The sequence below is a fragment of the Microbacterium sp. CCNWLW41 genome (genome assembly GCF_037083505.1).
The window spans coordinates 220,768-236,481 of record NZ_JBAOJP010000008.1; the positions used below are offsets into that span (position 1 = coordinate 220,768).

A 15,714-nucleotide genomic window follows, 5' to 3' on the forward strand; every position below is an offset into this window, starting at 1 on the left:
CAGAAGGCCGCCGGACTGCGACGCCGGCCGGCCCCTCCGGGCGCGTAATCCTCGACGCGCCCGGCCACGTACGGGTCCCGCGCGGACACCCGCTTAGGCTGGCCAGGTCATGCCTGCCCGAGTACACGCCATCCTCGTCACCCGAACGAGCGCGACCTCCCTCGCGCGGGTCCTGCGCACCCTCGACGCCCTGTCCGCGCAGACCCTCCCGCCGGCCGCGCTCACCATCGTGGTGTGCGGATCCTCGGCACCCCTGCGCGGCAGCGCCGCCGTCTCCCGCGCCGCCGAGGCCGTGATCGAGACCCGGGCGAACGCGACGCTCGCCGCCGCCGTCGGCCTCGCCGCCGCGCGCGTCGCGCCGGGATCCGCCGTCTGGATCCTGACGGACGACACCGTGCCGGAGCCGTCGGCTCTCGAACGCCTGTCCGGAGCGCTGGAGCGCTCGCCGTCCGCCGCCGCCGCGGCCCCCAAGCTCGTCGGCGCGGACGACCCGGACCGGATCGTCTCCTTCGGCCAGACGATGACGCGGTACGGCCGCGCGGTCGATCCCGCCGCGGGCGAGTACGACCAGGGGCAGCACGACGGCACGGACGACGCGCTCGGAGCGGATGTCCGCGGCATGCTCATCCGCGCGGAGCGGCAGGAGTCGCTGCGCCCGGACCCCGGGCTCGGCGGCGCCGACGAGGGGCTCGACATCGGCGTGCGCGCGCGGTTGGCCGGCGGACGGGTCGTGCTCACCGCGGACGCCCGCGTGGCCACCGTCGTCGACCCCGGGAGGGCGACGAGCGCGGCGAGGGCCTTTGAGGAACGGCGGGCGCAGCTGCACCGCCGCCTGGTCTACGCTCCCGCGGCCGCCGTGCCGCTGCACTGGCTCTCCCTGCTTCCCCTGGCGCTGTGGCGCTCGGTGACGCACCTCGTCGGCAAGCGACCGGCCGCGGTCGCACCGGAGTGGGGCGCCGCCGCGCTCGCGATGGTGAGCGGCGGAGCGGTCGCGCAGTCCCGCCGCGCCGTGAAGGCGGGCCGCGCGGCGAGCTGGGCGAGCCTGGCGCCGCTGCGGATGAGCCGGTCGCAGTTCCGCCAGCGCCTCGACGACGGGCACGGCTCCGAGGGCGGGGCCGTGCAGGAGCTCGGGTTCTTCTCCCGCGGCGGAGCGTGGGCGGTGCTCGCGGCGCTCGTCGTGAGCGTCGTCGCGTTCGCATCGCTGCTGGCCTGGCCCGCGCTGGGCGGCGGGGCGCTGCTCCCGCTGCGTCAGACGGTCGCCGCACTGTGGCGCGACGCCGCCTACGGACAGCGCGGACTCGGCGTCGAGGTGTTCGGACCCGCGGATCCCTTCGCCGGGGTGGTCGCGCTGCTGGGGACCCTCTGGCCGGGCGCGCCCTCGTACGCGCTCGTCCTGCTGTGGGTCGCCGCGCTGCCGCTCGCCGTGCTCGGCGCGTGGTTCGCGGCCACCCGGCTGACCGACCGTGCGGGACTGCGGATCTTCGCCGCCGCGGTGTGGGCGCTCTCGCCCCCGTTCGTCATCGCGCTGGCGCAAGGGCGCCCGGCGGCGGTCATCGCCCACCTGCTCCTGCCCTGGGTCTTCCACGCCGGCCTCGTCGCGCACCGCTCCTGGGGGGCCGCGGGCGCGGCGTCGCTGCTGATCGCGGGCGTCCTCGCGTGCGCGCCGTCGCTCGCTCCCGCGCTCGTGCTGCTCTGGCTCGTCGCGATCGTCATCCTCCTGGCACGACGCTCGGTTCGCGGGGCCGTGCGGGTGCTCTGGACCCTCATCCCCGCTGTCGTCGTCTTCGCGCCGCTCGTCCTCTGGCAGCTGCTCCACGGCGAGACCTGGGCGATCTTCGCCGACCCGGGCGCGGTGGTCGCCCTGCCGCAGGCCGGCGCCGACGCCGCGGGTCGCCTCGCGATCGCCGCGGGGCTGCCGACGAACGACGACGCGGGCTGGGCGGCGCTGCTCGGCACGGCGGCCCCGTGGGCCCTGTGGCTCGCCGCTCCGCTGGCGGTGCTCGCGCTGCTGGCACCGATCGCGCCGCGCTGGAGTGCCGGCATCCTCTCGGTGGTCGTCGCGGCCGCCGGTCTCGCGACCGCATTCCTCGCGGTGGGGGTCGCGGTGAGCTTCGCCCAGTCGGCTCCGGTCGCGATCTGGCCGGGGACGGGGCTCAGCCTGGCCTGGGCGGGCGCGCTCGGCGCGGCGCTCGTCACGCTGGACAGCCTCGTGACGCTCCCGTCGCTGCGACGGGTCTCCGCTCTCGTCGCGGCGGCGGCCATCGCCGTGTGCGCGGTCCCGTCGCTGACCGCGGTCGCGCGCGGCACCGCGGACGTCGTCAAGTCCACGGAGAGCACGCTGCCCGCCTTCATCAACGCCCAGGCGCGCGACGACCAGGATCTCGGGACCCTCGTCCTCACGCCCCAGCCCTCCGGGGGGCTCGGCGTCGAGGCGGTGTGGGGGGCGAGCCAGACGCTCGGCGCCCAGACGACGCTCCTCAGCACCGCGACCGAGCCGCGCGGACGGGATCTGTCCGAGCTCGCCGTCGACCTGGTGTCCTCGCGGGCGTTCGACGCCCCCAGCGAGCTGTCCGCGCTGGGGATCCGCTACGTGCTGCTGAACTCGGCACCGGGCGAGGAGACGGACGCCGCCCGGGCACTGCGCCTGGAGGCCGTGACCGCGCTCGACCAGCGCGCGGGCTTCCTCCGTGCGGGCAATACCGACAAGGGCGCCCTGTGGCGGATGGAGTCCGTTCCGGCACCGCGTGCGGAGCTGCCGGCGCACGAGCGGAGCATGGCGCAGCTCGTGGTGACCGTCCAGCTCGTCATCCTGCTCGCCGCCCTGCTGCTCGCGATCCCCACGCGCGCGTCCCGCCGCGCCGCGCGCGGCCTGCCCCGCGCGGTCGGACTGGTGCCCGAGCGTGAACCGCTGCCGGCCCGGGAGAAGCCGGAGCGCCCGAAGCGCGCCCCGCGGAACAAGCGGGAGGCGAAGGATCGCCGCCCGGGCGCTGCGGACGCCACGGGTTCCGCGCCGTTGAGTGGTCCCGGGGACGAGCAGTCGGCCGTCGCCGCCCCCGCACAACCGGGATCCTCGGATGCGGATGCGGATGCGGATGCGGATGCGGATGCGGATGCGCCGACGGGCGGCGGTGCGCCGGAGGCGTCCCCCGGGCGCGCGACCGCGGAGACCGCAGGCTCGTCCGCCGCGGGCGTGACGGCGCAGGACCAGACCCCCGAGGACCACGCTCCTGACACCGATCCCGGTCCAGCCCGCCCCGAGTCCGACGCAACGACGTCCGGCGTCGCCGACGGCACCGATCCCGGCGCCGTCGTCGAGGTCGTCGACAACGCTGCCGCTGACGACGATGCCGTCGACGACGATGCCGCGGACGGCGCCGCCTCGCCCGAGCCGACGTCGTCCGCCTCGCCCGAGCCGGGGCAGGCCGGGGCCCACGACGGCCCCGCCGCCGAGCCGGAGGCCCGACCCGCGAACGCCGCCGAGACCGAGGAGCCGAAGCGATGACCCGCCCCACCGCCGCGCGAGCCGCCGCCACCAGTGCGCGAGTGATCGCGGGCGTCGTCGTCAGCGCCGCGTGCGTCGCCGGCGTCGTCCTGGCCGTGCCGGCGGCCTGGCCGGTCGTCGCCCAGGAGCCCGCGCACCGCTCCGTCGCCCCCGTCGCCGGAGACGCGCTGCTCACCTGCTCAGGCCCCTTCCGCGCCCTCGGTCGTGACGCGCAGGACGCCGGGCGCCTCTCCACCGCCGGGACGCCCGGCATCGTCCACGGAGCGGTCGACGGCGTCGAGCTCGAGGAACGCACCATCGCGATCCCCGATGTCGACGGCACCACGGAGGCGCCGATGTTCGTGGCCCCTCCGGTCGACCGCGAACCCGCGCAGGCCGCCGCCGCGGAGTCGGTCGCGATCGCGGCTCCGGACGTGTCCGGATACGCCGCCGCCGCCTGCCGCACGCCCAGCATGGAGTCGTGGATCGTCGGGGGCGCCGCCGGGACGGGATCGGGGGACGTCATCCTCGTCGCGAACCCGAGCGACGTCACCGCCACGGTGACGTTCCGGTTCTTCGGCACGCAGGGGGAGCGCACGACGAGCGAGCTCGTGATCCCCCCGGGGTCGCAGCGCTCGGTCCCGCTCGCCTCCGGTGCCGCCGGGCAGACCGCTCCCGTCGTCCAGGCCACGGCCGAGGGCGCTCCGGTGCGTGTCGCTCTGCAGTCGAGCCTCATCCGCACGCTGGACCCGGCCGGGATCGACGTCCAGGACGGCGTCCTTCGTCCGGACACCGAGGTCTCCCTGCTCGGGGTGCGCGTCGTGCTGCCGCCGGACGGGGAGGGGGCGTCGACGATCGTGCGCCTGCTTGCCCCGTCGTCGGACGCGACGGTGACCCTGCAAGCGCGCATGGCGGACAGCGGCGCGGCGGTCGGCGAGCCCAAGAGCGTGTCGCTCACGGAGGGGCAGCCCGCCGAGGTCGACATGTCCGAGCTGAAGCCCGGCTTCTACAGCATCGACATCGACGCGAGCGCCCCCGTGGTCGCCGCGGCCTGGCAGACGACGGGACGCGGCGGCGGCGCCGATTTCGCGTGGATGACCCCGGCGCCGGAGCTCGAGGGGACGACCGCCTTCGCTGTCGCGAAGGGCCCGTCGCCGACGCTGCACCTGCACAACGACGGATCGGACGACGCCGAGGTGACGCTGGAGCCGGTCGGCGGGGGCGCCCCGGTCACGGTCCAGGTGCCCGCGGGCGGCTCCGCGGTCTCGGCGGTGGACGGCGAGCAGGTGTACACGATGACGTCCGCGACGCCGGTGCGCGCGGCGGTGGCGTTCTCAGGGCCCTCGCAGATCGCGGGCTATCCGGTGTGGCCGGCGACCGCGACGTCTCCGCAGATCACCGTCTACCCCTAGGGCGGGTCGTCCGGACGCCGCTGACGCGCTCAGACGCCCGGTCAGGACGACGCGCTCAGTCGTCCGGGTGTCCCGGCGCGCCGAACTCCCACGGATCGCGCCCGGCGTACTCCGCGGCGGCGCGGAAGACCGCGCCCTCGGTCGCCACCCGCCGGTGCAGGTCGTCGTCGTGCCCCGGCACGAGCAGCCGCTCGATCGGCACCCGATAAAGGACGATCCGCTGCCGCTGCGTGTCCACGTGCCAGCGCGGCACCCGCTCGCCGTCGACGACGGACGGCATGGAGGCGATGTCGAAGCGCACGTCGCGCAGCTCCGGCCACGTGGAGCGGAGGAAGTCGACCGCGGTGCCGACGGCGAGATCGAAGCGATCCAGGCGACCGTCCAGCGGAGGCAGCGGCGGCCGGACGACCGGGCTCCGGCCGAGGCGGCCGTGGCGACCGTGACGCGCGGCCCGACGGGGCGGGACGGCGTTGCGCGACGGGCGACGGCGGTGCATGCCGCCAGTCTAGGTCCGCCAGCGCACCAGGCGAGACCCCCTCCGCCCGCCCATACCCCCTTCCACACACGGATCTGGGAGGGGGTCCGGGCGGGACGAGGGGGTCTCGCGGGCAGGACCGACGATGTCCGCGCGGCGTCCCGCAGACACGGCGGCACCGGGCCTAGGCTGGCATCGATGTCCGGACGACTCTGCTCCAAGGTCGGCTGCGCGCGAGAGGCCGTGGCCACGCTCACCTATGACTACGGCGACCAGATGGCCGCGCTGGGTCCGCTGGGTGCCGAGAACGATCCGCACGCGCACGACCTCTGCGCCATCCACGCCGACCGGCTCTCGGTCCCGGCCGGGTGGATCGTCGTCCGCCACGAGACCCTCCGCGCCTGAGATCCGCGTGTGACGATCCGTCTGCACCGGGCAGGCGGGGAGTGGGATGATGGTCGGATGCCGACCACGCCCGAGTACGCCGTCGCCGATCTCTCCCTGGCCGAGGCAGGCCGCCACCAGCTCCGGCTCGCCGAGAACGAGATGCCCGGGCTCATGGCGCTGCGCGCGGAGTACGGGCCGTCCCAACCGCTGAAGGGCGCGCGGATCGCCGGGTCCCTGCACATGACGGTGCAGACCGCGGTGCTCATCGAGACGCTCGTGGCGCTCGGAGCCGAGGTCCGCTGGGCCAGCTGCAACATCTTCTCCACGCAGGACGAGGCCGCCGCGGCGGTCGTGGTCGGCCCGGACGGCACGCTGGACGAGCCGGCCGGCGTGTCCGTGTTCGCGTGGAAGGGGGAGACCCTCGAGGAGTACTGGGGCTGCACGGCCCGTATCTTCGACTGGTCCGCCACGGGCCACGACGGCCCGACCCTGATCCTCGACGACGGCGGGGACGCGACCCTGCTCGTCCACAAGGGGCGCGAGTTCGAGGCGGCCGGATCCGTGCCCGAGGCCGGCGCCGACGACGCGCCGGAGTACCGGATCGTCCTGGATCTGCTGCGACGGTCGCTGGACGCGGATCCTCAGCGGTGGACCAGGGCGGCGGCCGGCATCGTCGGCGTCACGGAGGAGACCACGACCGGCGTGCACCGGCTCTACGAACTGGAGGCCGCGGGGGAGCTGCTGTTCCCCGCGATCAACGTCAACGACTCCGTCACGAAGTCGAAGTTCGACAACAAGTACGGGATCCGCCACTCGATGCCGGACGGGCTGAACCGCGCCACCGACGTCCTCATCGGAGGCAAGGTCGCCTTCGTCTGCGGCTACGGAGACGTCGGGAAGGGCGCGGCCGAGGCCCTGCGGGGCCAGGGGGCACGGGTGCTCGTCAGCGAGGTCGATCCGATCTGCGCGCTCCAGGCCGCGATGGACGGGTTCCAGGTGGCGCGCCTGACGGACGTGGCGCCCCAGGTCGACATCGTCGTGACCGGCACGGGCAACCGCGACGTGGTCACCACAGCGGACATGCTCGCCCTCAAGCACCTCGCGATCGTCGCCAACGTCGGCCACTTCGACAACGAGATCGACATCGCCGGGCTGGCCGCGCTGGAGGGCGCGGAGGCGGTCGAGATCAAGCCGCAGGTGCACGAGTGGCGACTGCCCACCGGGCGCAGCATCCTCGTGCTCAGCGAGGGCCGGCTGATGAACCTCGGCAACGCGACCGGGCACCCGTCGTTCGTGATGAGCGCCTCGTTCACCAATCAGGTGCTCGCCCAGATCGAGCTCTTCACGCGCCCGGAGCAGTACCCGCTGGGCGTGTACACCCTGCCGAAGGCGTTGGACGAGAAGGTGGCCCGTCTGCATCTGGACGCGCTGGGCGCGGTCCTGACCGAGCTCACGCCCGCGCAGGCCGCGTACATCGGCGTGTCGGTCGAGGGTCCGTACAAGCGGGACGACTACCGCTACTGACGGAGCGGTCGCCGGCGCGGATGCGGCGGGGCGAGGTCAGGAGCGCAGGCGCGTTCCCGTGAGCTGCTCTGCGCGCTCGTCCGCGATCCGCAGCGCGCGCGTCTCGCGTTCCCGGCGCAGGACGGTCGCCGCGACCAGCACCACCTCGTCCGGAGCGGAAGGCAGGGGCGAGATGTACGGCGCGGCCTCCGCGAGCAGCTCGTGGGCGACGCGGACGCGCGCCGCGGGCAGCAGGCGATCGGCGTGCTCCAGGAACTGCGAGATCCGCCGCGCCAGGCGGTCGGGCATCCGGGCGACGTCCGCGACCCGCGCCCACTCGGCCAGGGCGGGCGGCATGCTCGGCGTGTGCACGGGCAGCCGGGGCGTGCGCACCTTCTGGCTGTACGTGCCCGCGACGAGGTCGCCCAGGCGCTGCGAGCGGGCGGAGAACGCGCCGGTCAGCACGGCGACGGCGCCGAAGGTCATGTAGATCTCGAGGACGCCGATGAGCGCACGGATGAAGGCGTGGCGGAAGCCGGTCGCACCGCCGTCGAGGCGGACGATCCGCCCGCCGACGGCGAGTCGCCCGAGGCTGCGCCCGCGGGTGACCACCTCGATGGTGCAGGGTACGACGACGAAGGCGACGACCGCCATGAGAACGGTGAGGATGCGGTCGATGGCGGGGTCGAATCCGAGCGCCGAGACGAGCCACAGCCGCAGGAACAGGAAGGCGGCCATCACGATCAGCGACAGCAGGACGTCGATCGCCGCGCCGAGGGCCCGGAGGAAGAAGCCGACCGGCTGCACGTCGATCGCGACGGCCTCGCCGGACAGCACCTCGTCGTCGGCAGGCCGGGAGACGGCGGCCTGCGGTTCGGACATGAGGACAGTAAATCAGACGCGGCCCGGTCGCCTGCGAAGCCCACGTCCGTGCGGTCGCGCCGCGAGCCGCGCGAGCACCGGCGGAGACCACACGCTCACGCGGAGCCGGGGCCGGGGTCTCGCCGCTGTAGTGCGCGCATGCCGTGCGAACGAGAGGACCACGCGCACCCCCGGAGACCACACGCTCACGCGGAGCCGCCATCCCTGTCCCGCTGCGGCTGTGCGAGTTCTCCGCTGCGGTCCGCGCCGGCTGACAGGGCTGACGATGCCGACGCTCTCGGGACGCGTACAGTGAGTCGGGTGGATGCCGACGCCCTCGCCGATGCCCGCCGCGCCGAGTGGGCGCGCTTGGACGAGCTGACGCGCGCACGCCTGGACGGAGAGGGCGTCGACGAGCTGATCATGCGCTATCGCGCGGCCTCGGCGGACCTCGCGGATCTGAAGACCTCGGTCGGGACGTCGCCGCAGAGCGCCTACGTGTCGACGATCCTCGCGCGGGCACGCCTGCGGCTGACCGGGGCCGCGGACAACATCCTCGTCCAGACCGGGCGCTTCTTCGCCCGGCAGCTCCCGGCCGCGCTGTACCGACTGCGCTGGACGACCCTCGCGGTCACGCTCGTCGCCCTCGTCATCATCGCGGGGACTGCGGCATGGATCTCCTCCGACCCCGCCCTCGTGGCGGCGCTCGGCCCGCCGGACCTGCTCGCGCAGTACGCCGACGAGGACTTCACCGGGTATTACACAGAGAATCCGCCGGCGGTGTTCGCCGGCATGGTCTGGACCAACAACGCGTGGATCGCCGCGCAGTGCGTGCTCTTCGGGGTGACGGGGATCTGGCCCGTGTACGCGATCGTGCAGAACGCCATGAACGTGGGAGTCGCGATCGCCATCCTCGCGGCTCACGGCCGCGGCGACGTCGCTGTGCTGTACCTCCTGCCGCACGGGCTGCTGGAGCTCACCTGCATCTTCGTGGCGGCGGCGGCCGGTCTCCACGTGTTCTGGGCGTGGGTGGCGCCCGGGGCCCGCACCCGCGGCGCCGCGCTCGCCGAGGCGGGGCGATCCCTCGCCACCGTCGCGATGGGGCTCGTGTTCGCGCTGGCGCTGGCGGGGCTCGTCGAGGGGTTCGTCACGGGCTGGGCGCTTCCCTGGCCGATCAAGATCGGGATCGGCGTCGCCGCGCTCGCCGTGTTCCTCGTGTACATGCTCGGCGTCGGGCGCCGGGCCGCCCGGCAGGGGGAGACGGGCGACCTGGTCGAGTACGAGGCCGGGACGCCGACGCTCATGGCCGGCTGAGCGGCGCCCGCTGCCCGGCGCCCGCTGAACCCACGAGGCGCGCGACGGCGCTCCGGTCAGGCCGGGTCCGCGTGCGGTGCGCGTCCCTCGAACAGCGCGCGGTGCGCGTACCCGGCGATGAGGGCTCCGACGCACGGGAAGACGAGGAAGACCCACAGCTGCGACAGGGGGACGATGCCCCCGTAGATCGCCGTCGCGAGAGAGCGCGCGGGGTTCACCGACGTGCCGTCGATCGGGATGCTGACGAGGTGGATCAGGGTCAGCGAGAGCCCGATCGCGAGACCGGCGAACGGGGTGCCCCGGCGGGGGTGGGTCGTGCCGAGGACGACGAACAGGAAGACGGCGGTGAGGACGATCTCTGCGGTGATCGCGGCGAACATACCGAATCCGCCCGGGGATCTCTCGCCCCAGCCGTTGCTCGCGAATCCGCCGTCCTGCACCCGGGCGAGCCATCCGTCGGGGCCGAAAGTGCCCAGGAGTGTCAGCACGGTCGTCGCGACGGCTCCGCCGACGAACTGCGCCACGACGTAGCCGCCGACGTCCCGCCACGGCAGGCGGCCCGCCGCGGCGGCGCCGATCGACACGGCCGGGTTGAAGTGGCCGCCGGACAACGGCCCGAACGTGTAGACGCCGACGACGACGGTCAGGCCGAAAGCGAGCGCGACGGCCAGGTAGACGCCGGGGCCCGCCGCCGGATCGGTGAATCGCGTCGAGGCGAACAGGGCCGTCCCGATCCCGCCGAAGACCAGGAGGAACGTGCCGAAGGCCTCCGCGACCAGGCGGGTGCCGTAGGGCGGAGGCGGGACGCTGACAGAGGTGTCGCTCATGGCGCTCGAGGTCCTTTCGGAGCGGCGGTGGGGGTCGCGCTCTCCCGATGATCCCGCGCGCCGCGACGACCGGCTCCGAGGCGCGCCGCCGGGGCGAGCGCCTGTCGGCCGGGCCGCTGCGGCGACGCGCCCGGGACCGGGGTTGTCTTGAATGGTTCAAAGAAACGGGTAGGCTGGGGACATGACCGAGACGCACGCCCCCCTCGTCGCGGACGCGGCGATCCGGCGTGCGGGTCTGCGTGTGACGGAGTCCCGTCGCCAGGTCTTCGAGGCGCTGCGCGCCCACCCGCATGCGAGTGCGGAGGACGTGTACGAGCGGGTGCGCCCGGCGCTGGCTTCCACGAGTCGTCAGTCGGTCTACAACGCACTGGGCGACTTCGCCGCGGCCGGCATCGTGCGACGCATCGAGCCCGCGGGGCACCCCATGCTCTTCGAGCTGCGCGTGGACGACAACCACCATCACCTCATCTGCACGCGTTGCGGGGGCGTCGAGGACGTCGACTGCGCCACCGGCCATGCGCCCTGCCTGATCCCGAGCGAGACGCACGGGTACCGGATCGCGACCGCCGAGGTCACCTACTGGGGCCTGTGCGCGGCGTGCGCTGCGGAGACCGATCCCGCCTGACCGCCCCTCATACCGCAACGGCTCCGGCCGTTCCTCACCGACCCCACCGCACCTCATCGACCGCCATCAAGGGAAGGACACCCATGACCGATCTCCAGACGCCGGGGACCGACGACACGACCGACATCGACCAGTCCGTCACCGTGACGGACGAGCCGAGCGACGCGGGCGCATGCCCGGTCGTGCATGCCCAGCCGCACCCCACGATGGGCTCGGCCAACCGCGTGTGGTGGCCGGAGCAGCTCAACGTCCGGATCCTGGCGAAGAACACCGCTGAGCGCAATCCGCTCGACCCGGGCTTCGACTACAGGGCCGCGTTCGAGGCGCTCGACCTCGCCGAGGTGAAGAAGGACATCCACGACGTCATCACGGTCTCGCAGGACTGGTGGCCCGCCGACTTCGGCCACTACGGTCCGCTCATCATCCGCATGGCCTGGCACAGCGCGGGCACCTACCGCGTCACAGACGGGCGCGGCGGCGGCGGGACCGGGCAGCAGCGGTTCGCCCCCCTGAACAGCTGGCCGGACAACGTGGGCCTCGACAAGGCCCGTCGCCTGCTGTGGCCGGTCAAGAAGAAGTACGGCCAGGCGCTCAGCTGGGGCGACCTGATGATCCTCGCCGGGAACGTGGCGCTGGAGTCCATGGGCTTCGAGACCTTCGGCTTCGCCGGCGGCCGGGTCGACGCGTGGGAGCCGGACGACGACGTGTACTGGGGCCCGGAGACGACCTGGCTGGGCGACGAGCGCTACTCGGGCGACCGCGAGCTGGAGCGTCCTCTCGCCGCCGTCCAGATGGGACTGATCTACGTCAACCCGGAGGGTCCCAACGGCAATCCGGACCCGATCGCCGCGGCCCGCGACATCCGCGAGACGTTCGCCCGCATGGCGATGAACGACGAGGAGACCGTCGCCCTCATCGCCGGCGGTCACACGTTCGGCAAGACCCACGGCGCCGCGTCCGATGAGAACGTGGAGGACAACCCCGAGGCCGCAGGGCTGGAGATGCAGGGCCTGGGCTGGAAGAACAACCACGGGACCGGCAAGGGCGACGACCAGATCACCTCCGGCCTCGAGGTCACGTGGACCTACCACCCGACCCGCTGGGACAACGAGTTCTTCCACATCCTCTACGCCTACGAGTGGGAGCTGTTCCAGAGCCCGGCCGGCGCGCACCAGTGGCGCCCGATCAACGGCGGGGGAGCGGACATGGTCCCGCTCGCACACTCCGACGGCCGCCGGGAGCCGCGGATGCTCACCACGGACCTGGCGCTGCGCATGGACCCGGAGTACGACAAGATCTCCCGCCGGTTCAAGGACGACACCCAGGCGTTCTCGGACGCCTTCGCCCGCGCGTGGTTCAAGCTGACCCACCGCGACATGGGCCCGCGGGCCCGTTACGCCGGAGCCGAGGTCCCGGCCGAGGAGCTCATCTGGCAGGACAACGTGCCGGCCGTCGACCACGCCCTGGTCGGCGCCGCCGAGATCGCCGATCTCAAGGGACGCATCGTCGAGTCCGGCCTCTCGGTCTCCGACCTCGTGTCGGTGACGTGGGCGGCGGCGGCCTCGTTCCGCGGCAGCGACAAGCGCGGCGGCGCCAACGGCGCCCGCATCCGCCTCGCGCCGCAGAAGGACTGGGAGGTCAACGACCCGGCCCGCGTCGCCCGCGTGATCGGTGCGCTGGAGTCGATCCGGGAGGCGTTCCACGCGTCGCGGACGGATGACGTCCGGGTGTCGCTCGCCGACCTCCTCGTCCTGGCCGGCAACGCCGCGGTGGAGAAGGCGGCGCGGGATGCCGGGGTCGAGATCGAGGTGCCGTTCCACCCCGGTCGCACGGACGCGTCCCAGGAGCAGACGGACGTCGAGTCGTTCCGCTTCCTGGAGCCGATGGCGGACGGGTTCCGCAACTACGCGGCGTCGAACGTCGCCGGCATCCCCGCCGAGCATCTGCTGCTGGACCGCGCCAACCTGCTCACCCTGACCGCTCCGGAGATGACCGTGCTCGTCGGCGGCCTCCGGGTCCTCGGTGCGAACTGGGACGGCTCCGCGTACGGCGTCTTCACGGACCGCCCGGGCGTGCTCACGAACGACTTCTTCGTGAACCTGCTCGATCTCGGCACGACGTGGAAGCCTCTGGACCCGGGCTCCCACGCGTTCGAGGGCCGCAAGGACGGCTCCGGTGAGCTCGTCGGTCGCGGCACCCGCGTCGACCTCGTCTTCGGCTCGAACTCGGAGCTGCGCGCGCTCGCCGAGGTCTACGCCTCGGACGACGCGGCCGAGAAGTTCGTGCGCGACTTCGTCGCGGCCTGGGCCAAGGTCACGGAGCTGGACCGGTTCGACCTGCGCTGACACTCGTCCGGTGACGACGACCCCCGCCCTTCTCGGGCGGGGGTCGTCCTCGTTTCGGGGCGCGTTCGCGGGGTTCGGGGCGCGGTACGGGTGGGATTCGGCCGGAATCGGACCCCGAACGCCGGCGACGCGCCGCTCGACGTCAGAGCCGGCCGGCCGCCTTCAACTCCAGGTAGCGGTCGGCGATCCGCGGCGGCAGCGCCTCCGGATCCGCCGCCAGCGGTTCGCCGCCGGCGCGGCGCACGGCGTCGGCCACGGACGCGGCGTCGTGGAGGGTGCGCTCGGCCGCGGCGGCGAGGTACACGTCCTCGCGGGTCTGCCGGGCGCGCGCGAGGTCGCCGACCGATTCGTCGGTGACGGATCCGACGAGCACGGTCATCGCGCGGGACGGGGCGGGGAAGGCGCCGAGGAAGCTCCGGGCGCTCTCAGGCGCGTCCTGCGCGGTGAGGACGACGATCAGCGACGGACGTGTGGTCGTCGTCCGCACCGCGGCGAACGCCGCTCCCCAGTCCGTGTCGACCAGCCGCGGATGGACGGGCGCCATGGCGTCGGTCAGCGCCGGGAGCAGCCCTGGGCCGTCCACCCCGCTCACCCGGGCCCGCACGACCCGGTCGAACAGCAGCAGGTGCACGTGGTCGCCGGCCCGCTGCGCGAGAGCGGCGAGCAGCAGCGTCGCTTCGAACGCGGCGTCCAGCCGGGTGCCGTCGCCGACGCGCGCGGCGGAGGTGCGGCCGGTGTCGATGAGGATCACGACGTGCCGGTCGCGCTCGGGCCGCCAGGTGCGCAGCATCGTCGTGCCCGCGCGCGCGGTGGCCCGCCAGTCGATGGAGCGGACGTCGTCGCCGCGGACGTACTCGCGCAGCGAGTCGAACTCGGTGCCCTGACCGCGCACCTGGATGCTCGTGTTCCCGTCCAGCTCGCGCAGCCGGGCGAGCCGTGAGGGGAGGTGACGGCGGGACGCGAACGGGGGAAGGACCCGCACGACGCCGCGCACGGCGTGCCGCGCCTGTCGCCCGGCGAGCCCCAGCGGACCGACGGAGCGCACCGCGACGAACGCACTCTCCAGCTCGCCGCGGCGGCGGGGGCGCAGCGCAACCGGCAGGCGACGCCGTTCCCCGGGCGGGACGTCGAGCGGGATCCGAGCGGCGGAGACCCCCGCCGTCGGCTGCCAGGCGTCGCGCAGGACGCCGCGCAGACGACGGGCGCCGGGGTTCTGGACCAATACGGCCGCCGTGGCCGGCTCGCCCAGCCGCAATCGGGCCGGAACGTCACGGGAGATCCGGAGCGCGGCGGGGGAGGTGGCGACGAGCACGTCGACGGCGACGAGCACGGCGCAGAGGATCAGCCAGCCGGCCAACGCGACCCACGCCGAGACCCCCGCGACGTCCAGCAGGACGACGGGGACCACGCCGAGGGCGACGAGCAGGACGAGACGGCCGGTGACGAACACCTAGATCGGAACCCGGGTCTGCTGGACGACGGAGGAGAGCACGGCGTCGGCCGACACTCCTTCCATCTCGGCGTCCGGTCGGAGCTGGAGCCGGTGCCGCCACACCGGGACGAGCATGGTCTGCACATGATCCGGCGTGACCGCGCTCGATCCGTTGAGCCAGGCCCAGGCCTTGGCGGCGGCCAGCAGCGCCGTGGATGCGCGCGGGCTGGCGCCGAGCTGCACGGACGGGGCCTGTCGCGTGGCGCGGGCCAGATCGACGACGTAGCCCAGCACGTCGTCGGTGACTTCCACACGGGCGGCGGCGCGCTGCGCGGCGACGATCTCGTCGCGCGAGACGACGGCGCGGAGGTCCGTGAGCTCCCGCGGCGAGAAGCCGTCCGCGTGCCGACGGAGGACCGACACCTCGGCGTCGCGCTCGGGCATCCCGACCACGAGCTTCATGAGGAACCGGTCGAGCTGCGCCTCCGGAAGGGAGTAGGTGCCCTCGTGCTCGATGGGGTTCTGCGTCGCGGCCACGAGGAACGGGTCGGGCAGCGCGCGGCTGCCGCCGTCGGAGGACACCTGGCGCTCTTCCATGGCCTCCAGCAGGGCGGCCTGGGTCTTCGGCGGGGTGCGGTTGATCTCATCGGCCAGCAGGATGTGAGTGAAGACCGGGCCGGGCCGGAACTCGAACTCCCCGGATCGGGCGTCGTAGACGAGCGATCCGGTCACGTCCCCGGGCATGAGGTCGGGCGTGAACTGCACGCGCGTGGTGTCGAGCCCGAGGGCGCGGGAGAACGCGCGGACGACGAGGGTCTTCGCGACGCCGGGCACACCCTCGAGCAGCACGTGTCCGCGGGCGAGCAGGGCCACGAGGAGCCCGGTCACGGTGCCCGGCTGCCCGACCACCGCCTTGTCGACCTCGAGCCGGACGCGGTGCATCGCCTCGCGGAGACCGGCGTCGGGATCGGGTGCGGGCTGCGGGGCCGTGTCCGCCGGCGCCGGCGTCGTCCCGCCCGGGCCCGGCGCGGGTGTGGGGGGCGCCGGAGGGG

12 protein-coding genes are annotated in these 15,714 nt (G+C 73.9%); 7 read left to right on the plus strand and 5 right to left on the minus strand.

From position 1 onward, the window contains the following. Positions 1-109: 109 nt before the first annotated feature. Together V6R91_RS25630 and V6R91_RS25635 are read left to right on the plus strand one after the other, a co-directional pair. Positions 110-3,502, plus strand: a complete 3,393-nt coding sequence (locus V6R91_RS25630) for a glycosyltransferase (RefSeq protein ID WP_336397574.1) — start codon at positions 110-112, stop codon at positions 3,500-3,502. Next, on the plus strand, positions 3,499-4,893 hold the full coding sequence (locus tag V6R91_RS25635) for a DUF5719 family protein (protein ID WP_336397575.1): 1,395 nt from the start codon (positions 3,499-3,501) through the stop codon (positions 4,891-4,893). Before V6R91_RS25630 ends, V6R91_RS25635 begins: the two co-directional genes overlap by 4 nt. Before the next feature lie 55 nt (positions 4,894-4,948). Here V6R91_RS25635 and V6R91_RS25640 read toward each other — a convergent pair whose 3' ends face one another. Then, a complete protein-coding gene (locus V6R91_RS25640) occupies positions 4,949-5,389 on the minus strand; it encodes a hypothetical protein (protein ID WP_174522562.1) in 441 nt (146 codons plus the stop codon). A 177-nt stretch (positions 5,390-5,566) separates the two neighbouring features. Between V6R91_RS25640 and V6R91_RS25645 the strand changes: the two genes are divergently transcribed. Then, positions 5,567-5,773, plus strand: coding sequence for a DUF3499 family protein (locus V6R91_RS25645; RefSeq protein ID WP_067250009.1), 207 nt, complete (start codon positions 5,567-5,569; stop codon positions 5,771-5,773). 57 nt (positions 5,774-5,830) lie between these two features. Beyond that, positions 5,831-7,279: an adenosylhomocysteinase gene (gene ahcY, locus V6R91_RS25650; RefSeq protein ID WP_336397576.1), complete on the plus strand. Its 1,449-nt coding sequence runs from the start codon at positions 5,831-5,833 to the stop codon at positions 7,277-7,279. Between the two features lie 36 nt (positions 7,280-7,315). Here ahcY and V6R91_RS25655 read toward each other — a convergent pair whose 3' ends face one another. After that, positions 7,316-8,140 carry an RDD family protein gene (locus V6R91_RS25655; RefSeq protein ID WP_336397577.1) on the minus strand — a complete coding sequence of 275 codons (825 nt, stop codon included), beginning with the start codon at positions 8,138-8,140 and terminating at the stop codon, positions 7,316-7,318. A 300-nt stretch (positions 8,141-8,440) separates the two neighbouring features. On the opposite strand from V6R91_RS25655, the gene V6R91_RS25660 reads away from it, so the two are divergent. Next, on the plus strand, positions 8,441-9,433 hold the full coding sequence (locus V6R91_RS25660; RefSeq protein ID WP_067250019.1) for a stage II sporulation protein M: 993 nt from the start codon (positions 8,441-8,443) through the stop codon (positions 9,431-9,433). A gap of 56 nt (positions 9,434-9,489) precedes the next feature. Here the strand turns inward: V6R91_RS25660 and V6R91_RS25665 are convergent, their stop codons facing one another. Next, positions 9,490-10,260: an aquaporin gene (locus V6R91_RS25665; protein WP_336397578.1), complete on the minus strand. Its 771-nt coding sequence runs from the start codon at positions 10,258-10,260 to the stop codon at positions 9,490-9,492. A gap of 181 nt (positions 10,261-10,441) precedes the next feature. On the opposite strand from V6R91_RS25665, the gene V6R91_RS25670 reads away from it, so the two are divergent. Together V6R91_RS25670 and katG are read left to right on the plus strand one after the other, a co-directional pair. Continuing rightward, positions 10,442-10,885: a Fur family transcriptional regulator gene (locus tag V6R91_RS25670; RefSeq protein WP_336397579.1), complete on the plus strand. Its 444-nt coding sequence runs from the start codon at positions 10,442-10,444 to the stop codon at positions 10,883-10,885. Positions 10,886-10,968: 83 nt separating this feature from the next. Next, on the plus strand, positions 10,969-13,230 hold the full coding sequence (gene katG / locus V6R91_RS25675) for a catalase/peroxidase HPI (protein WP_336397580.1): 2,262 nt from the start codon (positions 10,969-10,971) through the stop codon (positions 13,228-13,230). A 142-nt stretch (positions 13,231-13,372) separates the two neighbouring features. On the opposite strand, the gene V6R91_RS25680 is transcribed toward katG, so the two are convergent. Further along, the gene (locus V6R91_RS25680; RefSeq protein ID WP_336397581.1) at positions 13,373-14,680 is read right to left on the minus strand and encodes a DUF58 domain-containing protein; all 1,308 of its coding nucleotides are present in this window, start codon (positions 14,678-14,680) and stop codon (positions 13,373-13,375) included. Beyond that, positions 14,681-15,604, minus strand: a complete 924-nt coding sequence (locus V6R91_RS25685) for an AAA family ATPase (RefSeq protein ID WP_067250832.1) — start codon at positions 15,602-15,604, stop codon at positions 14,681-14,683. Positions 15,605-15,714: the final 110 nt, after the last annotated feature.